Consider the following 26,452-nt stretch of genomic DNA (forward strand, 5'->3'; position numbering starts at 1 on the left):
CAAAATCATTCAAAGAATGAAGAATCTTATAAATAAGGTTTTAGGCCTGTGCTTATTTCTATTGGTAATTTCTTGTAAACAAGAAGCAAACAAAAGTAAAAATGAATCGTATCAACTAGAAGGGCAAATTGCAGGTCTAGTAAATGGTACGGTTGTAGAACTAGTTCCGGGAGCTACACATTCCAGAGAGCCAGCTGTTGCAGAAACAGCACTTACAGATGGAAAGTTTTCCTTTTCGGGTAAACTAAAGGAACCTCGTTTTTTTTATATCATGTTTAGTAACAATAAAGGGGTAATTCCCGTTATGTTGGAAAATTCAAATATTAGAATAACAGCAACAGGAACGGTTTCAGATTCAGAAAATGGGAGAATTAGTTTTAAAGACAAAGTCGTAGAAGGTTCAGAATCTCAAGACTATTATCTTAAAGAAACAGCCTTTAGAAACGAATTAAATAAAGATTACCAAGATTATCATAAAGGCACAGAAGAGTTGGTTAAAATTTACGCTAAAGCCCGTGTAGATGGTAATAAAAAGATAATGGACTCCATAGGAAATATGCCAGAGTATAAATCATTTGAGCAAAAAGAGAAGGCCTTTTTCGATAAGGTAAAGTTAACTTCCGAAAATCTTATAGCTAAACATAAAGATAGCTGGTGGGGGCCTTTTTTTATGTTGACTCAGTATTCATATTTTACGCCTGAGCAAAAACCAGTTTTCGAACAGTTTTCCGAAGCAGCCAAAAATAGTTATTATGGGAAAGTAGCAAGAGAGGAGTTGTACCCTAAATCATTGATAGGAACCAATGTTGCCAATTTTAGTTTAAAAGATAAAGATGGCAAATCTTTTAAAGCTAAAGACATTATTTCTGGTAAAAAGTATATTCTAATAGATTTTTGGGCATCATGGTGCGCACCATGCCGTAAAGAAATTCCTAATTTAAATGAGGCTTATGAAAATTATTCGGATAAAGGATTCGAAATTCTTAGCATCTCCATTGATAAAGATGAAAAAGCATGGCACAAAGCATTGGGGCAAGAAAGTATGCCTTGGCCAAATCTATATGATGATGGTAAAGTGAGTAATTCGTTTAAAGTAAAAGCTATACCCGCTACTTTTTTAGTTGATGAAAATGGTGTTGTTGTCGAGGATAATTTAAGAGGTAAGGCTTTAGAAGAAAAATTAGCGGAACTATTAAAATCATAGGTAAAAAATTATTAAGATGAAAAAAGTAATATTAAAAAGTTGTGTGTTAATTTTTATAGTACTATTAACTTCATGTGTAGATAAACCATCAAATAAAACATTCTCCGGTTATATTATTAATGGCCAAATAGAAAATATGTCAGAAGGGATTGTATACCTTGAAACCACAGAAGAGGGTAATCAAGTAATCGATTCTGCAATAGTTACACAAGGTGAATTTTCATTTCAAGGGCAGGTTCAAAAACCCTTTTTATATAGTATAAAAGAAAAGGATAAACCATATGGAGCCACGTTTATTTTAGAAAATGAAATTATAACTTTCCATGGAAAAAAAGATTCTTTGTATTTGGCTGAAGTTAAAGGAGCAAAACAAGATTCTATTTACAAATCGTATTATAAAAATGAATTTTCAAAAATTCAAAAAGTAGCATTTCCAGTATACCAGTTTTCAGATTCATTACATAAAATTGATGCTTTAGATGCTAGCATAGAAAAGGGTGAGCTTTCAAAAAAGCATCAAGCTATAATGGATGAAAAATGGAAAAAGCTCGATACACTTTCTATTAAATTGACTTCAGAATATGTTGCTAAACATTCAAATGCTTTAGGGGCTGCTTTAGTAATAAACGAACGCTTTATTGTATATCCTAATCCAGAGGTAGCCAAAAAATTATACGAAATATTAACACCAGAAGTGAAGCAATCGTTTTACGGAAAAAAAGTAAAATCTGCATTAGAAACCTTCGAAAGAGTATCCGTTGGTGTTTTTGCTCCAGAATTTTCACAAGAAACCCCTGAAGGCAAAGAAATGAAGTTGTCAGATTTTAAAGGTAAATACGTTCTAATCGATTTTTGGGCTAGTTGGTGTGGACCTTGCAGAAAAGAAAATCCAAACGTTGTTATTGCGTACAACAACTATAAGGATAAAGGTTTTGAAGTTTTTGGTGTGTCTTTAGATGATAAAAAAGATAAATGGATTCAAGCCATTGAAAAAGATGGATTAACATGGCCTCATGTTTCAGATCTTAAAGGGTTTAAAAATGAAGCAGCACAGCTATACGGGGTACAGGCCATCCCTCAAAATTTCTTGGTATCTCCTGATGGTAAAATTTTAGCAGTAAATTTAAAAGGAGAGGAATTGCAAGAAAAACTGGCTGAAATTTTTAAAGAGTAAAACAATTATAATGCGGTACTAGAACCTTTTTATAATTGTTTTGCGCCACTATTAAAACCGTTTGGTAAAACTAAATCACAACTTTTATTTAAATTTCCATATAGGAGAGGAACATTGATATTAAACTAATCTATTTGAAAGACTACCAAAATGTATTTGACAAGTTTAAGTACTATTTAATTTATTCAAGTTCCCTAAACTAAGGTGCACAATAGGTTTTTGTATTTTGAATTGCAAAACATAACACAACTAAAAATACTTCAAGACAAAGCTATAGGAACCTATTATATAGTAGATGATGAACTATGGTGGTAATAGTTGTAGGTTTCTATTACTAAACTTATGATTTAAAACAATGTTTGTCCCCGTAATCTAAGTCTATGATTTTAGTTTCTCTAATAGAATGGCAAACACTAAGCTCAAGGAATTATTTAACATTTCATTAATAGGGGTCACTACTTAAATGAGCGTCTCTATAATAAAACAATAAAAACATGACTCAAAAAACACAAATTAAGACCATTATTTTTTTGCTTTCTATAGTATTCACGATTCAGAATATTATGGCACAAGAAAGTGCGTCTAAATTCAAAAAAGTTCAAGAATTGGGCGGTATTGAAGAATATCTTTACGTTCCCAATGGCATAAACCTATTGTTGGTCCAGGACAATTCAGCACCTGTTGTTACCGTTCAGATTGTTTACAGAGTGGGCTCAAAGCACGAAGTGCCCGGAAATACCGGTTCTACCCATCTATTGGAGCACCTGAATTTTAAGGGAACGCCCACTTTTAATAAAAAAAATGGCAATGCCATATTCAATGTACTGCAGGGCATGGGCGCTCAAATGAACGCCACGACTTGGAACGACAGGACAAACTATTACGAGACCATTCCCAGCGATAAAATAGAGACGGCCCTTCACATAGAAGCCGACAGGATGCGCAATTCATTACTGCTCAAAGAGGATAAAGAAGCAGAAATGACCGTGGTCCGAAACGAGTTTGAACGGGGCGAGAACGACCCAAACAGGCTTTTGAGCAAGGAAATATGGGCAACGGCCTACATGGCACATCCATACCACCACACTACCATTGGATGGCGTTCGGATATCGAGAATATGCCCATAGAAGTGCTGAGGGATTTTTACAATACATATTACTGGCCGGACAATGCCACCTTAACAATTATAGGCGATTACCAAAAGGAAGACTTGTTCAAGCTTGTGGACAGGTATTTTGGAAGCATTACCAGAGCACCACACAGCATGCCACAGCCCTACACCGAAGAGCCGGAGCAATTTGGACCAAGAAGAGTGACGGTCAAAAAACCGGGGAGACAGGCCATTGTTACCATTGGATATAAAATCCCGGGAATGTTACATGAAGATTTACCGGCTTTGAATGTTTTGAGCCAAATAATGGGAAGAGGTACATCATCCATAATAAACAAAACGTTTGTGGACAACGGCACCGCACTTTACGGTTATGCAAGTGCATCCGAATTTAAAGAAGTTGGTATGTTTACCATATCACTAGGGTTTGCTCCAGAAAAAAAACATGAAGATATCAATGCGGACATGCTGGACATGGTCGAAAAAGTCAAAAAAGAAGGAGTGCTGCAAGAAGATGTGGACCGTATCGTAGCAAAGTTAAGTGCACAGACCATTCTGTCCAGAGACGGTTCCGGCAGCATTGCGGGCCAACTTACCGAAGCTATAGCAGGAGGCGATTGGAAAGACTATATTACGGGAACGGAAAGGTTAAGTAAAGTAAGCGCAGAAGATGTAAAACGTGTAGCCAATACGTATTTAAAAGAAGACCAAAGTACCACAGGCTATTTTGTGCCCCAAATACCAGGGTCAAATAACCAAAACGATACACAACCTGTTCAGTTTACACCACAAGAAGGTAAATATTTCTTCAGAGCCCCTGGCTCGCAGAACCACGAAGAAAAAACTGGAACACCTTATAGGGCATTAGCGGAAACAAGCCCTGCTTATGAAACCCTGGAAGTTTCAGATAAAGGAAATAAGTTCGAAAGAAAACAAGTCGCTGGAATTGATGTAATCTCAGCCAAAACAGGCGCTAAAGACTTTGTAACGGTAAGTGCCAGTTTTCCAATAGGAAGTTATCTAAACACAGGCAAAAACGAAGAAATACCAAGCCTAACAGCCCAAATGCTGAGTAAGGGCACACTAAAGAGCGACAAGTTTAAATTCTCTGAAAAACTTGAAAAACTGGGAGTGTCCCTAAACGTAAACGCATCAACATATACCGTTAACATCAGTTTTAAAAACTTAAAAAAAGATGTGCACACGGTAATGGCTTTATTAGCAGAAGAACTCAGGTACCCATTGTTCGATGCCAAGGAATTTGATTTACTGAAAACACAGCGCATCAACAGTCTAAAACAAAGCCTTACAGATCCGGAGATCCAAGGAAACATTGCGCTGTTACAGGCCATGTACCCAAAAGGACACCCCAACTATCAAACGGATACGGAAACAACCATCAAAAATATAGAGTCTGTTACTTTGGAAGATTTAAAAACCTTCCATAAAACCTATTTTGGACCAGCGGGAATGCACTTGGTAGCCGTGGGCGATGTGGACACAAAGCAGCTTTATGCCTCCATAAACGACGCCTTTAAAGGATGGAAAGGCGGTGTAACAACCAAAGCAGCCGTTATAGAACCCAGTAAGGCAAATGCAGTCACAAAAGTTATAACAATACCACAAAAGTCCAGTGCAAACATGTACATAGGCCAATATACGGGCATTGAGAGAAACCATAAGGATTTCATACCCTTTTATATTGGGACAAATATTTTAGGAGGCGGTTTTTCAGGAAGATTGATGCAGACCGTAAGGGACAGGGACGGCCTCACTTATGGAATCTATGCGAGCCATTCCGGTCATACCAATGCAGGCGGTTATTGGAACGTAGAAGCAACGTTTAACCCTTCCTTGTTCCAGAAAGGATTGGATGCTTCTATGGTTGAGATAAAAAAATGGGTAAAAGATGGAGTTACCGAAAAAGAATTGGCAACCATAAAAACAAACCTAACGGGAAGCTTTAAGGTAGGTATGGCAACAACGGCAGGATTATCAAGAACCATATTGAGTTTTGTTGAGCGAGGGCTGGAACCAAGTTATATGGACCAGTACCCTAAAGATATCGAAGCGGCCACTTTAGATCAAGTGAATGATGCCATTAAAAAGTACATTGATTTGGATAAGTTGATCCTAATAAAATCAGGTTCCTTGGATGAAAACGGCCAGCCACTGGAATAAAATGACATGTTGGTCAATTAATAACTTTGTTTGGATTAGTCAATTCAAAGCGGTTATTGGATAGGGCCGTTACGGCCCTATCTTTAAAAAACCTTAAAGAAGGGATTAATAAGATCAATAACAAGAACGTAAACCAAGCACCTATTATGAAAAAAACAATCATCTTTATTACACTATTAATTTATGCCACAGGTAGCGCCCAAATCCTTGAGCCGGTAAAATGGACCACCTCGGTAACCAAAATTTCGAATACGGAGTATGAACTAGTGGCCATGGCCACCATAGAAAAAAATTGGCACCTGTATTCACAAACGGTTCCGGATGATGGTCCCATACCCACAAACTTCACCTTTGAGGGCAATGGCAATTACCTAAAAAAGGGAAACACCACTGAAGAGAAAGGGCATACCATAGACGACCCCATATTTGATATGAAGATCACATATTTCGAGAACAAGGCTTTCTTTAAACAACGTATAAAGCTTAAGGAAAAAGCCCCCTTTAAGGTAAACGCAACGGTCGAGTTTATGGTTTGTGATGACAGTAGGTGCTTGCCGCCTACCGAAGTAGATCTAGTGTTCAATATAAAATAAATATTAACATAAAATGAAAAGACTTTTATTGACACTAAGTGTTTTGTTGTTATCCATAACAAGCAATTCACAAGTCCTTAATCCCGTAAAATGGGCGACTTCAGTAGTGAAGTTATCAGACACGGAATATGAACTGATCTCTACGGCCACCATAGAACCCGGTTGGCATTTATATTCGCAAATTGTACCTGAAGATGGCCCCATAGCGACAACATTTACGTATGATGATAGCGACGGGAATTTTAAAACAATAGGGAATACTACAGAAGAAGCAGGGCATACGGTAGATGATCCCGTTTTTGAAATGAAGATTAAGTATTTCGAAAATACGGCCGTCTTCAAGCAAAAAATAGAACTGTTAAAAGAAGTAAGTACGGTTATGGCATTTGTGGAATTCATGGTCTGCGACGATGCTAGGTGTTTGCCGCCAACAGAGATTGACCTCGTATTCAACCTATCCGATAAAACACCCACAGGGACAGAAACAATACTAACAGAAACCAAGGTTTCAAAAGAAGGGAAAGGCACGGATCCAGCGTCAAACAAAGGGCTTTGGTCCATATTTTTTATAGCCTTTTTATCAGGCTTTGCAGCTTTGTTGACACCATGCGTGTTCCCCATGATCCCCATGACGGTAAGCTTCTTTACCAAGCAGAGCAAAACCAAAGCAGCAGGAATAAAAAACGCCATTATTTATGGCATCTGTATTATTGTAATCTATGTGCTATTGGGAACGGCCGTAACAGGCATCTTCGGTGCCGATGCCCTGAATGCTCTAGCAACCAATGTATGGTTTAATATTATTTTCTTTTTGTTATTGGTTGTTTTTGCGGTATCCTTTTTAGGGGCTTTTGAAATTATGCTGCCCAACTCTTGGGCAAATAAAGTGGATTCACAAGCAGACCGTGGCGGACTCATAGGCATCTTTTTTATGGCATTGGCATTGGCCATCGTGTCATTTTCCTGTACAGGACCCATTGTTGGTACCTTATTGGTAGAAGCAGCCTCAAAGGGCGGACTAGCACCTATTATAGGGATGTTGGGTTTCTCATTAGCCATTGCGTTACCGTTTGCTTTGTTTGCCGCTTTCCCAGGATGGTTAAACTCATTGCCAAAATCTGGTGGTTGGCTAAATACCGTTAAAGTCGTACTCGGATTTTTAGAATTAGCCCTAGCGTTTAAGTTTTTATCACAAGCCGATTTAGTATTACAAGCGCATTTTTTAGAACGTGAAGTTTTTATTTCAATATGGATTGCAATCTTCGGAGCCTTAGCCTTTTATCTATTTGGTAAAATAAAGCTCCCACATGATTCCCCATTGACCCATATTTCAGTGGGAAGATTAAGTTTGGGGTTAGTGGTGCTATCTTTCACGGTGTATATGATACCCGGTTTGTGGGGCGCTCCCCTCAATTTAATAAGTGCCTTCCCTCCACCCCTTGAGTATAGTGAATCTCCTTATGGCGTTGGCTTTTCCAAAATGGGTACCACTTCCGTTCTGGAAAACCATGAAGGTTTGCCAGATGGGGGGCATTTGTTGGCTCCTCATGATATTTTGGCATTTAACGATTATGACAAAGGTTTGGCGTACGCCAAAAAAGTGGGTAAACCCGTTATGATAGATTTTACAGGTTGGGCCTGTGTGAATTGTAGAAAAATGGAACAGAACGTTTGGCCAAAACCGGAAATACTGAATATCCTAAAAAATGAGGTAGTGTTGATTTCATTATACGTCGACGATAAGCGCCCATTAGAAGACCAAGAAATAGTTGAATCCCAATTACACCCTGGCAAAAAACTTAAATACATTGGTCAAAAGTGGAGTGAATTACAAACAGTGAAATATAAAGCAAATTCACAACCTTTTTATGTCTTGATGAATCATGATGTAGAAAATTTGATAGACCCTGTAGGATATACCCCTGATGTAGAGGAATACCATGATTGGTTAAAAAAAGGTATTTCTAATTTTAAGTAATTCCATTTATAGTCATTTTATTTATTAAATCCCTTTAATTAAAAGTATATAGTTTGATTAAAGTAGCTTTTATTAAGACTCCATATATGAATATAACAAGTAAATTTTTTAAAGAAGACTTAGAATCAAAAGCGTTGAATTTAGAACACTATTTCGAATCGTTTAGGCAAAATATAGTTGGTATAGATCAAGAGTTTGAATCACCATATGGCAGAAAGAAAATTATCTATGCCGATTGGACAGCAAGTGGCCGATTGTACAGGCCCATTGAAGAAAAGCTTCTAAACGATATAGGGCCATTTGTGGCCAACACACACACCGAAACCTCAATTACAGGAAGTGTTATGACACATGCCTATCGTGATGCACGAAACATTATAAAAAAGCATGTCAATGCATCAAAAGACGATGTGCTGATTACCGTAGGGACAGGAATGACGGGAGCTATCAACAAATTCCAACGAATACTGGGTATTAAACTAAATGAAAATCTAAAGGATCATACAGAAGTTCCAGTAGAAAAGCGTCCCATTATTTTTGTTTCGCATATGGAGCACCACTCCAACCAAACCTCTTGGTTGGAAACCATTGCCAAAGTGGTTGTCATACCATCAAACACCAATGGTTTGCCATGTTTGGAAAGTTTGGAAAGTCTATTGATAGAGTACGGACATATACCAATAAAAATAGCGGCCATAACAGGCTGTTCCAATGTTACGGGCATCAGGACCTATTACCATGACATTGCAAAAGTAATGCATCAAAATAATGGGTTGTGCTTTGTGGATTTTGCATGTTCCGCGCCTTATGTGCAAATTGATATGCATCCAGAAGATGAAGAGCAGTATTTGGATGCCATTACGTTTTCGCCACATAAGTTTTTGGGAGGACCGGGCACTTCGGGCGTTTTGATTTTCAATAAAAAATTATATAAAAATCTGGTACCGGACAACCCGGGCGGAGGTACCGTAAGTTACACCAATCCTTGGGGAGACCATGACTATATTGATGATATAGAAACCCGTGAGGATGGAGGTACCCCTGGTTTTTTACAAGCAATTAGAATAGCACTTTCCATTCAGCTAAAAGAAAACATGGGCATTCAGAATATTTTGGATAGGGAACATGAGCTAAATGCCATTATTTTTGAACATTTAACTAAGATTGACAACCTTAAAATCCTAGCACCAGATCATACAGATAGGTTAGGGGTTTTTTCATTTTACATAGAAGGTGCGCACTATAACCTAATAGTCAAATTGCTGAACGACCGTTTTGGTGTCCAGACCAGAGGTGGTTGTTCTTGTGCGGGCACTTATGGGCATTATCTGTTGAATGTGGACGAGCCTACTTCTAAATCTATCGAAAAGAAAATATTGGAAGGCTGTTTAATGGAGCGTCCTGGATGGATCCGTATGTCCATACACCCAACCATGACAAACGCTGAGGTCGAGTTTATCTGCCATGCCATAAAAGAGGTTGCAACAAATTTTAAAGATTGGGAAAAGGATTATACTTATAATGCTATTAAGAATGAATTTATTCATAAAAGTAATGTTTCTGTTGAAAAAGAAATTACCAAAAGTTGGTTTTAATTTTTGGAGACCAGTATGTTGTTTTCTTTGAAATAGGTATTATAAAAACTAAGATACAGATTTTATGTATTTCAATATTTACAAAAATAAATTTTTAAAAAAATATAATAATTATGAAAGTTGGTATTCCCATAGAAATAAAAAACAATGAAAACAGAGTTGGTATGACACCATCTGGTGTGTTTGAACTTACTAAGAGAAATCACACGGTTTATGTCCAAAAAAAGGCAGGTTTTGGAAGCGGTTTCCTTGATAAGGATTATATAGAAGCTGGAGCCATTCTTCTTGATACCATTGAGGAAGTCTACGCTACAGCAGAAATGGTAGTTAAAGTTAAAGAACCTATTGAGCAGGAGTATGATTTGATAAAACCGCATCATGTGGTATTTACTTATTTTCATTTCGCTTCAAGTGAACCACTTACAAAAGCGATGATAAAAAGTGGTGCCGTTTGCATAGCCTACGAGACTGTCGAAGATGCAGATGGTTCTCTGCCATTGTTAGTCCCCATGTCAGAGGTTGCAGGCCGCATGTCCATTCAACAAGGCGCTAAATATCTTGAAAAACCAATTAAAGGTAGAGGTATTTTATTAGGAGGTGTTCCCGGGGTACCACCCGCCAAAGTATTAATTTTAGGTGCAGGGGTTGTGGGTTTGCAAGCTGCTAAAATGGCGGCAGGATTAGGAGCTATAGTTATTATTATGGATGTAAACATGAAACAATTACGGTACGTTAGCGATATAATGCCTAAGAATGTTATCACAGAGTTTTCAAGCGAATACAATATTAGAAAACATATCAGGGATTCCGATTTAATTATTGGGGGTGTTTTATTAAAAGGAGCCAAAGCACCAAAATTAATAACAAAGGATATGCTTAAAGACATGCGTCCAGGAACTGTAATCGTTGATGTGGCTGTAGACCAAGGGGGATGTTTTGAAACTACCAGACCAACAACACATCAAGACCCAACTTATATTATTGATGATGTGGTGCATTACTGTGTTGCCAATATGCCTGGAGCAGTTCCTTACACATCGACCGTAGCTTTAACCAACGTAACCTTGCCTTATATTATTAAATTAGCAAATGACGGTTGGGAAAAGGCTTGTGAAAATAGTGAACCACTAGCAAAAGGATTAAATATTGTGAAAGGGGAAATAATTTATAAAGAAATAGAATAAGCCTATTCCCAAGGTTATTTTAAAAACAACCTGTGCTATATAAGGTTGTAAAATGAAAAAGAAACAGTTATGTAATAATTAAAAGATAGACAAGTTTTATAAAGTTTGAAATTAAGGAAAGAAACCAATGTTACTTTCCTTTTTTATATTTGTTTTATTTGGAGTGTATTTTATGCAAACTTTTTTACAAGTTATGCGTAAAATTCATTAGTTCTACCATAGTCACTTCTAAGCCTGTTCAGAATTATAGCTCTTTTGATAATTCGCCAAAAACACAAATCAAAGAATTTAAAAATTAAGAAAGGAAATTTAGCAATCACAATCCCGCCGTTTTCAGTCGTAATGTTTGAAAGCAAATAAATGTTTGTCACATTTAAAAAAGCATTACCCAACTATAACTACTTTTTATTGATCTGTTGTTAATAAACCTACAATAACAACAGTTAAGACTATTCTTAGATTTTCATCATAAATAGAACTCCTCAGTTACATTTAAGGAGTTTTTTACCAACTTCAATTCTGTTCAATATATCGGAAAGATATCAGTTTTCATAAATGAATTCTGTGCTTTTATTTGATTGTTCTCAACCTATTTCGCAAGAAGTTAATACTGAAGAAATTTAGCAATCAATAGCCTTGCATCTTGTTTATAATGACACATCATAGCCCATTATAAGATACATTTCAAACCCTTAAGTGTAATGCAAGATGATTAAAATTGTGTTCACGAAATAAACATACGTTTGGCTTTCATCAAACAAAGTAATAGAGAGGCAATTCCAATACGCATTGATATTTACGCATCTTTTCATTTTCTGAAAGCTACATAAGGGACATTCTTACTTAAAGGGTTTTTATAACTGATTTGAATGGATGTTTTTTACTACAATGAGGTATTCTTATAGTTACCTAACAATATGGTTTACTTCAAAAATTAATAATTAAAAAAAAAACAATTTGCCTATGGTATAAAAAAAATGCTTGTCAAGCAGAAATGCTTTAACCCTTTTTATGAAGAAAATGGGCGTAAATCAGGAAAATAACCAATTCCTCTTTATGAATTTTCAAACGTGGTTAAAATTAAACAACTATAACTAAATTTTAAAATATGAAAAAACTTTTTATTAATAAAAGAAGCTATTGTCATGATTTTTTTGAATTAGATATAAAAGCGAGACTATGTACATTGTTTCTGTTTTTTGTCTTTTTCGCTTTGCATGCAAATCCCGATTTAAATAATGTCAATAAAGTAATTATTGATTCTGATGTAAAAGATGATGTGGTTCAAACATGGACTATTACTGGAACTGTTTCTGATAATTTTGGGCAACCACTACCAGGAGCAAATATCTTGGAAAAAGGTACAAAAAATGGAACCCAAACGGACTTTGATGGTAATTTTTCATTAAATGTTTCGAGTAAAAATGCCCTCTTAGTGATTTCTTATATTGGATTTATTCCAAATGAAATTTCTGTTAATGGGCAAACCAGTCTGAGTATCACATTAAAAGAAGATGTGGCCTCTTTGGACGAAGTGGTGGTGATTGGTTACGGAACACAAAAGAAAGCACTTGTAACGGGAGCCAATTTCCAAGTAGATGCGGAGGATATTGCTAAAATGAATACAACCAATGCTTTACAGGCATTGCAAGGTCAAGCTCCTGGTGTTCAAATAACTTCAACTTCAGGACAACCTGGAGAAGGCTTGAAAGTTATTATTAGAGGACAGGGCTCCTTATCGGGTAGTTCCCCATTGTATGTTGTAGATGGTATTCCTATTGGAGGAGATATTTCCTATTTAAACAATTCTGATATTGAATCTGTTTCAGTATTAAAGGATGCCGCTTCGGCAGCTATTTATGGAGCCCAAGCATCTAATGGGGTTGTTTTGGTCACTACAAAAAAAGGAAAAAGAGGAAGCAGAGGACAAATTACGTTTGATCAGTTTTATGGGCTTCAGTCTGTTGCCAGAAAAGTTGATTTGTTGAATGCTACAGAATATGCTACTATAATAAATGAGACTGCAGTTAATTCAGGAAAGGCACCATTTTTTACAAACGAAGAAATTGCCCAAATGGGAGAAGGTACCAATTGGATGGATAAAATGTTTGTGGACAATGCAGCAACAAAAAATTATTCGCTTGGTATATCGGGAGGTTCAGACACCTCTGTTTATTCTGGGTCATTATCATATTTAGGGCAAGAAGGTATCGTAGGAGGAAAAGACCTATCAAACTATGAGCGCTATAATTTTAGGTTCAATTCTGAACATAAGCTATATAAAGATGTTGTAACCTTTGGTGAAAACATAAGCTTTGCTTACACGGATAGAAATGGTATTGGTGTTGGGAACGTATATAATAATTCGTTGAGAGGAGCTTTTGAGGTGAGTCCATTGCTGCCATTTTATGATGAAAATGGAAATTTTTTCAGTACCGTAGGTCATACCGAGCCTTGGCTTGATGGTTCATCAAACCCTTATGCAACTATGCTTTATGGAAACCAAAGCGAAAGCAATAACCAAAAATTAATTGGTAATGTGTACTTGGAAGTAGAACCAATTAAGGGATTAACATTAAGAACAACTTTAGGGTTGGATTATTCCGCAGGAGAAGGACATTCGTATAACCCCATTTATGAAAAATTGTCTAAGTATACCGGGCAAAATGATTACAGTTCAGTCTCTCAAAGTATGAATAAGGGTAAGACCCTTATTTGGGATAATTTATTGACCTATAAATTTAATGTCGCAGAGAACCATAGCTTTACAACCATGGTAGGAACCTCATCTATAAGAGGTAATAGTACTTTTATAAATGGGAATAACGCTGATGCGGTTTTTAATGACCTGGCCCATGCTTGGTTAGGCGTTACAACAAATTCTGAGTCAGATTTAATAAGTGTAGGTGGAGGAAAGTTTGAAAACTTTAGAATGTCTTATTTTGGTAGGTTAAGTTATAATTTTAAAGAAACCTATTTGTTAAATGCCACATTCAGGGCAGATGGTTCTTCTAATTTTGGCCCAGGTCAAAAATGGGGCTATTTCCCGTCCGTATCTGCGGGTTGGGTTGTAAGCAATGAAGACTTTTTAAGTGATTCTGGATTTATTGACTTTTTAAAGTTAAGGGGAAGTTGGGGGCAAGTAGGAAACCAAAATGTTGGAGCTTTCCAGTATTTGGCAACTATTAAATCAACACAAACCAATTATATTTTTGGTAACGAAGAAGGCGTGTTAACACCTGGTGCTTATCCCGATAGGTTGGCAAACCCAGAGTTAAAATGGGAAACATCAGAACAAACCAATATAGGTTTTGATGCCAGATTGTTAAAAAACGCATTGAGTATTAATTTTGATTGGTATAGAAAAACCAATAAAGATTGGTTGATTGTTAAACCAGTATTAGCAACTGCAGGAGCAAACCCACCATTTGTTAATGGAGGAGATGTAATCAATCAAGGGATTGAACTGGCATTACAATATCAAAATAATATAGGAGAATTCAATTATTCGTTATCTGTCAATGGTGCATATAATGAAAATAAAGTTGGAGAAATACAAACAGCTGATGGGCGTATCCATGGATCCACAAATCAAATATTTGCAAATGCTCCTGAGTTTTATAGGGCAGAAAATGGATTTCCATTAGGTTATTTTTGGGGGTATAAAACAGCAGGGGTATACCAGAACCAACAACAAATAGACAATTACGGTACTCAGCCAAATGCGACTCCAGGAGACGTTATCTACCAAGACATAAATAAAGATGGAACAATTTCAGATGCTGATAAAACAATGATAGGAGACCCTAATCCAGACTTTACCTTTGGATTTGCTGTCTCAGGAAATTACAAAGCTTTTGATTTTTCAATCTCGGCAAATGGTGTGGCTGGAAATCAAATTGTCCAATCATATAGAAGCCCAGGAGCCTATGGTAATTATACCTCTGCTATACTGGATCGTTGGCATGGTGAAGGAACCTCTAATACCGTTCCTAAATTAACAGATGATAGTAGGAATTTTGCACAATTTTCAGATTTATATCTTCAAGATGGTGATTTTTTAAGAATCAGTAACGTAACATTAGGATTTGATTTTGCTAAATTGAAAATGGGAAAACCATTTTTTGCCAGCCAATTAAGGGTATATGTTTCAGCACTTAATTTGTACACATTTACTAAGTATGATGGTATGGATCCTGAAATAGGATTTGGACCAGAAGGTTTTTCATCTGGGGTTGATGTAGGGTACTATCCAAGGCCAAGAACGTTCATGATGGGATTAAACGTTAAACTTTAAAAAAAAAAGAAAATGAAAAATACATATATATACATATTGTTTTTAGGTCTTTTGTCTTTAAGTTCATGTAGTTTAGACGCTGAACTTTATACGCAACAAACAGATGCAAATTTTTATAAAAACACGAATGATGCCTTTGCTGCTCTTGTAGGATGTTATGATGGACTGCAAGTAATAGGAGGTAAAGGAGGCTTTGGTTTTCCTGTGATTAGTGAAGTGATGGCCGATGATTGTTTTGGTGGAGGAGGTACCAATGATGGTTATGGAAGTCAGGTAATGGATGAATTTGATATATCGCGTTCACCAGGGGATGTTGATTTGTTTAATGACAATTGGCAACTTTATTACAAGGCTTTGTACCGTTGTAATGTGTTTTTGACCAAAATGGATCAAATTAATTGGGAAGGTGATGATGCGTTAAGGGTTGCCTACGAGTCTGAGACTAGATTTATTAGAGCTTATCTTTATTTTGAAATGGTAAGGTTATGGGGAAACATTCCATTGTTAACTGAACCATCTAGCGATAATATTCCACAAGCTAATCCAGATGATGTTTATGCAGTGATTGCTCAAGATTTAATATTTGCCGCAGAGAACTTACCTGATGAAACCTATGATACGGTTGATAGTGGTCGTGTTACTAAATGGGCAGCCAAATCCATGTTGGGTCGTGTTTATTTGTACTATACAGGCTATTATGGCAAAACAGATTTGGTAGGTTTGGTGTCTAAAGCAGATGCATTAGGTCATTTAGAAGATGTAATCGCTAATAGTGGTCATGACTTGGTGGATGATTTTTCAAGCCTTTGGCCTGCAGCTTCTGAAGTTGCCGGCACCTATGCAGGTGAAGACAATAAAGAAAATGTGTTCTCTATTAAATTCACCTATACCGGTGATTGGAATGGAAATACCGATGGTAATGCATGGTTGGTTATGTTTGGCTTGAGAGGGTTTTCATCTTACCCATATGGTCAAGGATGGGGCGTTGGTACTGTTAGCCAAGGGCTTTGGGATGCTTATAGCTCTAATGATACGAGACGGGTAGCATCAGTAATTGGGATTGAAGAAGAAGGTTTGGGTTTAAATAAGGATAACCAACGCGAATATACAGGGTATTACACCAAAAAGTATACTCCAATGTCTGATGAAAACGACAACCCCGTTACTGATGGTTTAGGGGTAGGAAGTTTCCAAATTAGTCAATTTCAGGATTATATTGTTATGAGATACTCAGATGTTCTATTGATGGCGGCCGAATTGGGAAGTGCCAATGCACAAGATTATTTCGATCAAGTGAGACAGCGTGCTTACCAAGATAATTTCACATCCATTCCGGTCAACCAAGCAAATATCATGAACGAAAGACATTTGGAATTCGCTTTAGAAGGTATTAGGTATTGGGATTTATTGCGTCAAGGAGTAGATGCTGCAGCTGCCGAAATTGCTGAGACCACAACCATATCCGATGGGAGTACCCCAATCACAAAGACCATCACCGCGGCGAAAATACAAGCAACAAAGGGATTGGCTCAAATACCCAATACTCAGATTACTTTATCTGGAGGTGTTTTACAGCAAAATGCTGGATGGTAATTTTTAACTAAACTTTAAACTTTTAAATATGAAAAGTAATAAAATAATGATTGCATCATTTTTGATATTAGGGATGGGATTCTTAGTATCATCATGTGAACCAGATAGTCATTCTTTGAGTGATACACTTAATGTTAGTGCATTGGATTTTTCTGTTACACAAAATCCAAATTATGATAATCAAATTTACTTAAAGAGTAATACACCAAATGCTCTTCCTTATTGGGATTATGGAGTAGGGATATCAAATAAGGACATAGACACTATTATAATTCCTTTTGCTGGAACTTATAAAATAGAGTATTCTGCTTTTTCACAAGGAGGTTATACAGCAACATCAGCAGATGTTACAGTAAGTGAAAATGACCCTGTATTTTTTGCAGACCCAAAATGGGACTTGTTAACAAACTCATCACTAGGCAAAACATGGCGACTCGTAGCTGTTTATGTTGGTCCACAAAGTGATTATAATGCTAATTGGTGGCAACCCGATATTAGTGGAAATGACTATTATCATGACACAGTTACCTTTGATTTAAATCAAGGATTTAATTATGCAAAAGATGATCAAAGTGGAAACATTGAAACTGGTAATTTTGTGCTTAAGCTAAATTTTAAATATAACCCAGACAATGATAGTATAGGTCCTTTGGATTACTTAACAATAGTTGGTAGTGGCATGCCCGTTAAAGATTTTGGAGGCGATGGTATCGGAACTACCTATAGAATTTCCAAATTAACTGAGGACGAAATGATACTTAGTCAAGGAGCAGAATTTCTTCCAGATAGAAATACTGAAGATTGGTCTTGGTTTTCTGTTTATGAAAGAGTTAACTAGCGTGTAATTAAGACAAAAACATTTTTTAGCTGACATATAAAAAGCTAAAAAATTAAGTTTAAGTATTAAAGTTAAAAGGAGAAGTTTTTCTTAAGAAAAACTTCTCCTAATTATAATACGATTATTCCTTCTTTCTTATTCCTTAAATCTATCATTGGTAAGGAATTTATTAAAAAACCTTTTATAAAGATTTACGAAGAATTTTAAACAACATTTTAATAAATTATATACCTGCGGTATTATAGAAGACCTATTATATTGATGAATGAGAAAACAAACCATACGTATTAAGCCGATCAGGCTATTGATTTTTGGATGCTTAACACTACTGGTATTTAGTTCCAAAGCCGAACTCCAGAACGTTGAACTAATAAGGCTAATCGATTCATATTCATTGGCGAAACAATAAAGAATTACAACTTTATCATTTATAAGAACCATTCTAGAAGATAATATGCCTAAAATTAACAGATATCCGTATTGGAGTTCAATAGTAAGGTTTTCTTTCCAGTTGATAATTAAGAGGATTGTATTTTAAAACTCCTAACCAACAAATGATGATAAAGCCTTTATATGAATCAACATATGAAACACTTATGAGAATTACATTTACACACAAGGATGATTGTTAAGGTGTTCCATCTGACCAAATAAAATAATAATATAAACAGATGAAAAAATGGTTGTATTTAGTGAATTTAGTTCAAGTTTAATTCCCCAATGTTTTTCAAATTTTCCTGCAGTAAACTGTTATAATCACTTGAATGAAGATAATGAAATCTTTTAAAAAGTAAATTTCCAACATTAAAAAAATAATAACAATCTATAAAAAGTCCCGTCCGGAATCACAAAATTCTTGGGTAAATGTTTTGTACGATCATGATACGTTTTATGAAGGATATTGTAATGTAGCTGCAGAATTTTCCAATGAGATTACCATAGGAGTAAACTACATTGGAAGCTTAATTCATGCTCTAATACTATACCCTCAAGATGACTAAAATGCAATAAACGCTGTAACAACAAATCTGGTATTAACTCTTCCGATAAAAAAAAGGAGATCACTCGGAAACTATAGTTTAAAAGACTAAAATGGATGACTCATTTTAACGTTTTTTTTGTTGTTGCTTTTTGTTTCTCATAAATTAATTTTAAGTGTAAAAGCTAAAAAAACAATGTTTAAAACACATAAATAGCCCCAATAAGATACATTTCTGCCTCTTTGTATTTGATGTAAATCATAATTTTACATTTCTAAGGCTAAAGTTCAACTATAAACTAAATACATTAAATACCAACTTATTATGAAATTAAAACAGAAAGAAAACTACTAAGATCCTATATATTGTCTTAATAATGGTTTTAGCTTTGTCATAAAGCTAGTCATGCACTTCAAGGCTGAACTCTTTTTAGTATTATTTTTAAAGAAATGATGATGTTAAAAAGACTTTGAGAGTAATGACATAGGTTTCTAGATGTCATAAAAATTCCAATAAATAATAGTTTAGTTAGTCAATGTTTGTTGTTGGTACATCAAACTTAGTTGTTGTTTAGTTTTAAGCCAAGGAGTTTATTAGTCTCCTTGGTTTATTTATTCTTAACCATGAAATATTACAAATAATAATAATACAAAAAATGACACAAAAAATGATAGTCCTTGTTATGCTTCTTGCAATAATCTGTGGATGCGGAAAAAATATAGAGAAGAACGATTACGAGGTTATTTCACCAAATGGCGTAAACAAAATTGAGTTTAAATTAATAGAAAATGAACCTAAATATGCCGTATATCATGGTGAAACTGAGGTTTTGTCACTTTCAGAGATGGGTTTTTTATTAAAGGATAATGAAGATTTAAGTAAGGACTTTGAGATTATAAAGGTTGAGAACTCCAATTTTGATGACACTTGGGAACAGGTTTGGGGAGAAAAAAAGAAAATACGAAATCACTATAATCAATTAGTGGTCCATTTACAAAAGAAAGACGAAATCAAACGCAAACTAGATATACAGTTTCGTGCTTTTGATGATGGAATTGCCTTTAGGTATGTCTATCCAAAACAAGAATCAAAGGATAGTATTTTTATCATGGATGAAAAGACAACCTTTAACTTAAAAGAAGACGGTCAAGCATGGTGGATTCCTGCCTATAGGGAAAACCGTTATGAATATTTATATGAGAAATCTCCGGTTAGTACTTTAGATACTGTACATACACCATTAACAATAGAAAGCAAAAGTGGATTGAAGTTGAGTTTTCATGAGGCCAATTTAATAGATTTTGCCAGTATGACCTTGGTTAATACTAAAGGCACACAATTGAAAACAGATTTAGTGCCTTGGTCAGACGGCGTGAAAGTTAGGGTAAAAGATACATTTACCTCATCATGGCGAACACTTCAAATAGGCGAGAGTGCTGGAGATTTAATTGACTCCTATTTGGTGTTGAATTTAAACGAACCTAATAAATTAGGTAATCCATCTTACGTAAAGCCGTATAAGTATTTTGGAATTTGGTGGGGCATGCATATTGGTAAATTTACATTTTGGGAAAGTGATGTACAAGGAGCAACCACTAAAAATGCTAAAGAGTATATTGATTTCACAGCAGAGAAAGGCTTTCATCATTTGCTGATTGAAGGTTGGAACAAGGGCTGGACTCCTGCTTGGTACGAAAACCACATGCATATGTTTAGTTTTACTAAATGTGCCGATAACTTTGACATCGATAAGGTTGTTGAGTACGGAAAACAAAAAGAGGTAGAGCTTATAGGGTACCATGAAACAGGCTCAAATCTTATAAATTACATGAAACAAATTGACGAAGGATTTGCCATGTACAAACGTTTGGGAATCCATACCGTTAAAATAGGACACGTAGGATCTAAATTAAATATGAAAGAGTGGCATCACGGACAGTTTGGAGTAAACTACTTTAGATATGTTTTGGAAAAAGCAGCTGAATATGATTTGGCAGTGTTTTATCACGAATCTATAAAAGATACTGGAGAACGCAGAACCTATCCAAACATGTTGGCTAGGGAAGCAGCTCGTGGACAAGAGTATAATGCTTGGAGCGAAGGAAATCCACCAAATCATGTCGTGACTCTACCTTTTACCAGAATGTTATCTGGACCTATGGAATATACACCAGGTGTTTTGGACGTAGAGCTTAAACAAGGATTCTCTGGAAGAAGAATTCAAGGCACTACAGCACAGCAATTAGCTATGTATGTCGTGTTTTATTCACCAATACAAATGATGGCGGATCTTCCTGAAAATTATGTTGGAAGACCAGAATTTCAATTTTTGGAAGATGTCTCAACTGATTGGGAAGACACTAAAGTATTGAATGGCGAAATTGGGGAGTATATCACCACCGTTCGTAAAGACGAACATAGTGACGATTGGTATTTAGGAAGTATGACCAATGAAGAAAGCAGGGATTTATCCGTTTCACTATTATTCTTAGAACCAAATGCTATCTATGAAGCCGAAATTTATGAAGATGCAGAAGGAACGGACCAAATACATAATCCAGAAGCAGTTTCAATTTCTAAAAGAACAGTAAAAGCTTCTGATACATTACAATTACACTTAGGTGGGTCTGGAGGAACGGCTATCCGTTTTAAGAAATTATAAATTAAAACAACTAAACATGATAAACAATAAAATTAACCAGAGTAAACTTTTTGCCCTATTAAATCTATTCTTTTTTGTAAGCACTGCATTTGCCCAGCTACAGAATAATGCTGTATTAAATGGTCCACCCGATATTAGTAAGGATTTTGAAGATTACAGGAACACCTATTATTTAGCGGATGAATTAAAATCTTTTGATCCTGAAACAGGGAAAGGAATGATAAAGTATTTACGCTACAATATGGCCACCAGACAGGCTTTTAACAATATGTTAAGTAAACTTGTCCCAGCTGAAGCTAATGAATTTCCTACTACTGAATATGTTATTTCTCCAGAACTACCATTTTCAATTGAATTTATTTCAGATAGAACTATAAGGATAAGAACAACCTCTGGACCTCAATTTAAAAAAGAAGAGCCTTCATTGATGCTTGTTAATGGGGTTGCAAAAAACGTCAAAAACTTATGGGTATATTCTAAAGTTTCTGAAGGACATAAATACACTAGCAGTAAAGGTTCTGTTTTGATAACCGAAAAACCTTGGCATGTTTATATTTATGATGCTAAAGGGAAATTATTGACCAGTACCTTACATTCAAATGATGTTAAAAGCACTTATACACCAGTCACCCCTTTTTCATTCATTAGAAGAGCGGACGATTATTCCCGTAGCATGAATGCAGTATTTTCCATGTCGCCTGAAGAAAAAATATTTGGCTGCGGTGAATCTTTTACCCAGTTCAATAAACGTGGGCAGAAAGTTGTTCTTTGGACCGATGATGCCAATGGCGTGCAAAACGAAACGATGTACAAACCTATTCCGTTCTATATGAGTAGCCGTGGTTATGGGGTATTCATGCATCATTCCACACCAATTACAGTTGACTTTGGAAAATATTTCAATGCAGCAAACTCTATGATGATAGGTGATGATGAAGCCGATTTATTTGTGTTTATAGGCGAACCAAAAGACATTCTTGATGAATACACCGACCTTACCGGAAAAGCAGACATGCCTCCACTTTGGTCGTTTGGGTTTTGGATGAGCCGTATTACCTATTTTTCAGAAGAAGAAGGGCGAAATATTGCTAAGAACTTAAGAAAACATAAGATTCCTAGTGATGTCATCCATTTTGATACAGGGTGGTTTGAAACAGATTGGAGATGTAATTATGAATTCTCAAAGAACCGATTCGACAATCCAACAAAAATGATTGCCGACATGAAGGAAGATGGTTTTAATGTATGTCTATGGCAGCTTCCTTATTTTACACCAAAAAACACCTTGTTCAATGAAATTATAGAAAAGGGATTAGCAGTAAAAGATAAAAAAGGAAACATTCCTTACGAAGATGCTACGCTAGATTTTACAAACCCTGAAACCATCAAATGGTATCAAGATAAAATTGCGTCGCTTTTAAAAATGGGTGTAGGGGTCATTAAAGTAGATTTCGGTGAAGCAGCACCAGCTTCTGGTATTTACAGCAATGGCAGAACAGGATTTTACGAACACAACATGTACCCGTTACGTTACAATAAGGCCGTAGCCGATATTACCAAAGAAGTTACGGGCAATAGTATTATTTGGGCACGAAGCACTTGGGCTGGCAGCCAACGGTATCCGTTGCATTGGGGCGGAGATGCCGCAACAACCAATACTGCCATGGCATCAACTTTAAGAGGAGGGTTGTCATTAGGTTTATCTGGTTTTTCATTTTGGAGTCATGATGTAGGTGGATTTGTTACTAAATCACCGGAAGATTTATATAGAAGATGGACTCCCTTTGGGATGCTTTCTTCCCACGTAAGAAGTCATGGTGAACCACCAACAGAACCCTGGGAATATAGTGAAGGGTTTTTAAAAGGATTTAGAAAAGCCGATAATATGCGCTACGAATTAATGCCGTATATTTACGCTCAAGCCAAAGAAAGTTCCCAAAAAGGATTACCAATGATGCGTGCCTTATTTGTTGAATATCCAAATGATCCGGGAGCATGGTTAATCGACAATGAATATTTATTTGGCTCAAGTATGTTGGTAGCCCCTTTATTTGAAGAGGTTACGGGTAGGGATGTTTATCTTCCAGAAGGGACTTGGATTGATTACCAAACACACAAAGTATACCAAGGTGGTTGGCATAGAATTGAGGCAGGAGAAGTTCCTATTATTGTATTAGTCAAAGATGGTACGGCAATTCCTCATATTAAGTTAACACAATCAACCAAAGATATGGACTGGAGCAAATTAACTTTGAAAGTTTTTGCTTCAGAGAAAACAAATTCAGCTATAGCTAAAGTGTACTTGCCGGAAGGAGATGATTTGGAAACCATTATAGTTTCTAAAAAAGGAACAGATATTGAAGCTGCTCCAAGCATATTGAGTAAGACCTCTTTTAAACTTGAGTGGATTAAATAAGGTTAGTTTGTTTTAAACTATGGGAATTTTAATAATCTCTCTAGTTTTTCAACAAAAAACAAACGATACAAAAAAGGTTATAAGATACAGGTAGAGACGTACTGCGGGATGTCTCTACCGTATCACAATTAGAAAAATGAACACACATACCCTATATATTATTCTTCTATTGTCTGTTGTGTCAGTTTTTGCGCAAAAAAAACAGCAATATCCTTTTCAGGATTCAAATATTGAAGTCGAAAAGCGTATTGACAATCTGTTGTCATTAATGACTTTAGAGGAAAAAGTAGCGGTATTAAGTACTAATCCTTCTGTTCCCAGATTGGGAGTCATGGGCACAACCCATGTTGAAGGATTACACGGATTGGCTTTTGGAGGGCCAGGTGAATGGGGAGGAAAAGGCAAAGAACCCATTCCTACCACCACTTTTCCACAAGCTTACGGTTTGGGAGAAACTTGGGATGTCGATTTGATTCAAAAAGTGGCTGAGGTAGAAGGGTATGAAGCACGTTATATTTTTCAAAAGTATCATCGTGGTGGATTGGTCATTCGAGCTCCAAATGCTGATATTGCAAGAGATCCGCGTTGGGGTCGTACAGAGGAAAGTTACGGAGAAGATGCTTTTTTTAATGGAACAATGACCATTGCTTTTATAAAAGGGCTTCAGGGAAATCATCCTAAATATTGGCAATCGGCTTCGTTGATGAAACATTTTCTAGCCAATAGCAATGAAGATGGAAGAACCTATACATCATCTGATTTTGATGAAAGATTGTGGAGAGAATACTATGCTTTGCCTTTTCAGATGGGAGTTGTTGAAGGAGGATCTCGTGGGTATATGGCGGCGTACAATAAAGTTAACGGAATTCCTGCAATGGTGCATCCGATGTTGAAAGACATCACTCAAAAAGAGTGGGGACAAAATGGAATTATCTGTACTGATGGTGGGGCTTTCAAGTTGTTGCTTTCGGATCATAAATATTATGCCGATGCGTATTTGGGAGCGGCAGCGGTTGTAAAAGCAGGAATCAATCAATTTTTGGATGATTATAAAGAAGGGGTTAACGGTGCAATTGTAAAAGGTTATCTTATAGAAAAAGACATAGACCAAGTTATCAGAGGAAATTTTCGGGTAATGATTAAACTGGGAATGTTGGATGCTCTAGACAAAAATCCGTATGCGAAAATTGGTACTGGGAAAGACACAATAGATCCTTGGAAAACTGATGCACACAAAAAAATCGCTTTAGAGGCAACTCAAAAGTCAATTGTTTTGCTTAAAAATGATTTACAATTATTGCCTTTTCAGAAAAATAAATTAAAGACAATTGCTGTAATCGGAGCTCGGGCAGATGAAGTGCTTTTAGATTGGTACAGCGGAACTCCTCCGTATATGGTAACTCCTTTGCAGGGAATTAAAAATAAATTGGGTACGAATGTCGAAATTCTATACGCCAAAAACAATGCTGACGGGAAAGCAACCACAATAGCTAAAAAAGCAGATGTTGCAATTGTAATAGTTGGAAATCATCCGGTTTGTAATGCAGGTTGGGCCGATTGTCCCATGCCCAGCGAAGGTAAGGAAGCCGTTGACCGCCAGTCTTTGACATTGGAACAGGAAGATTTAATCAAAATTACATATCAGGCTAATCCGAATACAGTTGTAGCACTCATCAGTAGTTTTCCGTATGCAATAAACTGGACGCAAGAACACGTACCGGCAATTGTACACATGGCACAAAACAGTCAGGAAACAGGAACAGCTTTGGCCGATGTTTTATTTGGAGATTACAATCCAGCGGGAAGATTGACGCAAACTTGGGTAAAGGACATCACTGATTTACCTGACTTATTGGATTACAACATCCGTAATGGAAGAACATATATGTATTTTCAAGGAAAACCGTTGTATGCTTTCGGTCACGGATTGAGCTATACCAGTTTTGTATACAATTCGATAACTACAAACAAGAATACTTTAGAAAAAGATAAAGATATAACAGTTTCAGTTTCGGTTACCAATACAGGAAAACGAGACGGGGAAGAAGTAGTACAATTATATGTGAAATCAATGGATTCGGCTATTCATCGACCTATAAAAGCACTGAAAACTTTTCAAAGAGTGTCATTAAAAGCAGGCGAAACCAAAATAGTGCCCCTGATTTTAAAAGCTAAAAACTTAGAGTATTGGAATGTCAACAAACAACAATTCGAACTCGAAAAAGGACAGATTGAACTGCAAGTAGGCGGAGCTTCCGATGCCATTTTTTTGACAAAAGGAATAACTATTAAAATATAAGAAACAATAAAATGAAAAAAACTTTTTATTATTAATGACCCTACTATGTCTCCATAACATTATAGCATTTGGGCAAAATACAAAAGTTAAAAAAACGATTTCCAAGAACAGGATTGTAAAAGTCAATTATAATAAAGCTGTGGGAGCATTGGACACGATGTTCAAAGAGTGTGTTGGAGCAGGAAGAACCCAAAAGAATAAGTGAATATATTTAAAGAAAAAACCACGGAAATCCAATAGTAACGGAAGCAGTAACTGTTGATGCTGAAGGAATATACAGCAAGGATTTTAATATAAATGAAAAATGATGTTTTACTATTTAAATTTTTAAAATAATAAATATAAA

General features: G+C 36.1%; 13 protein-coding genes. All 13 read left to right on the plus strand.

The genetic code is table 11. The annotated features are described in order from the left end of the window. Positions 1-16: 16 nt before the first annotated feature. The 13 genes from ACGLWY_RS12155 to ACGLWY_RS12215 all read left to right on the plus strand — a co-directional run bounded on the left by ACGLWY_RS12155 (position 17) and on the right by ACGLWY_RS12215 (position 26,106). A complete protein-coding gene (locus ACGLWY_RS12155; RefSeq protein WP_396619934.1) occupies positions 17-1,204 on the plus strand; it encodes a redoxin domain-containing protein in 1,188 nt (395 codons plus the stop codon). A gap of 16 nt (positions 1,205-1,220) precedes the next feature. Next, entirely contained in the window at positions 1,221-2,378 is a 1,158-nt protein-coding gene (locus ACGLWY_RS12160) for a redoxin domain-containing protein (RefSeq protein WP_396619935.1), read from the plus strand. Positions 2,379-2,872: 494 nt separating this feature from the next. Further along, positions 2,873-5,671 carry a M16 family metallopeptidase gene (locus ACGLWY_RS12165; protein WP_396619936.1) on the plus strand — a complete coding sequence of 933 codons (2,799 nt, stop codon included), beginning with the start codon at positions 2,873-2,875 and terminating at the stop codon, positions 5,669-5,671. Between the two features lie 146 nt (positions 5,672-5,817). Beyond that, a complete protein-coding gene (locus ACGLWY_RS12170; RefSeq protein ID WP_396619937.1) occupies positions 5,818-6,264 on the plus strand; it encodes a protein-disulfide reductase DsbD domain-containing protein in 447 nt (148 codons plus the stop codon). Between the two features lie 13 nt (positions 6,265-6,277). Continuing rightward, entirely contained in the window at positions 6,278-8,242 is a 1,965-nt protein-coding gene (locus tag ACGLWY_RS12175) for a cytochrome c biogenesis protein CcdA (RefSeq protein ID WP_396619938.1), read from the plus strand. 86 nt (positions 8,243-8,328) lie between these two features. Continuing rightward, positions 8,329-9,837 (plus strand): aminotransferase class V-fold PLP-dependent enzyme, encoded by a 1,509-nt coding sequence (locus ACGLWY_RS12180; protein WP_396619939.1) that lies wholly within the window; start codon positions 8,329-8,331, stop codon positions 9,835-9,837. Positions 9,838-9,950: 113 nt separating this feature from the next. Further along, entirely contained in the window at positions 9,951-11,021 is a 1,071-nt protein-coding gene (gene ald / locus ACGLWY_RS12185; RefSeq protein WP_396619940.1) for an alanine dehydrogenase, read from the plus strand. A gap of 1,108 nt (positions 11,022-12,129) precedes the next feature. Further along, positions 12,130-15,318 carry a SusC/RagA family TonB-linked outer membrane protein gene (locus ACGLWY_RS12190; RefSeq protein ID WP_396619941.1) on the plus strand — a complete coding sequence of 1,063 codons (3,189 nt, stop codon included), beginning with the start codon at positions 12,130-12,132 and terminating at the stop codon, positions 15,316-15,318. A gap of 12 nt (positions 15,319-15,330) precedes the next feature. Continuing rightward, entirely contained in the window at positions 15,331-16,911 is a 1,581-nt protein-coding gene (locus ACGLWY_RS12195) for a RagB/SusD family nutrient uptake outer membrane protein (protein WP_396619942.1), read from the plus strand. A gap of 28 nt (positions 16,912-16,939) precedes the next feature. Beyond that, positions 16,940-17,749, plus strand: a complete 810-nt coding sequence (locus tag ACGLWY_RS12200) for a hypothetical protein (protein WP_396619943.1) — start codon at positions 16,940-16,942, stop codon at positions 17,747-17,749. A 1,662-nt stretch (positions 17,750-19,411) separates the two neighbouring features. Beyond that, positions 19,412-21,391: a glycoside hydrolase family 97 protein gene (locus ACGLWY_RS12205; protein WP_396619944.1), complete on the plus strand. Its 1,980-nt coding sequence runs from the start codon at positions 19,412-19,414 to the stop codon at positions 21,389-21,391. Positions 21,392-21,407: 16 nt separating this feature from the next. Next, positions 21,408-23,807, plus strand: coding sequence for a TIM-barrel domain-containing protein (locus ACGLWY_RS12210; RefSeq protein WP_396619945.1), 2,400 nt, complete (start codon positions 21,408-21,410; stop codon positions 23,805-23,807). A 136-nt stretch (positions 23,808-23,943) separates the two neighbouring features. Further along, positions 23,944-26,106, plus strand: coding sequence for a glycoside hydrolase family 3 C-terminal domain-containing protein (locus ACGLWY_RS12215; RefSeq protein WP_396619946.1), 2,163 nt, complete (start codon positions 23,944-23,946; stop codon positions 26,104-26,106). The last annotated feature ends 346 nt before the right edge of the window (positions 26,107-26,452 follow it).

Source organism: Mariniflexile sp. HMF6888 (genome assembly GCF_044335535.1).
Lineage (GTDB): Bacteria > Bacteroidota > Bacteroidia > Flavobacteriales > Flavobacteriaceae > Mariniflexile.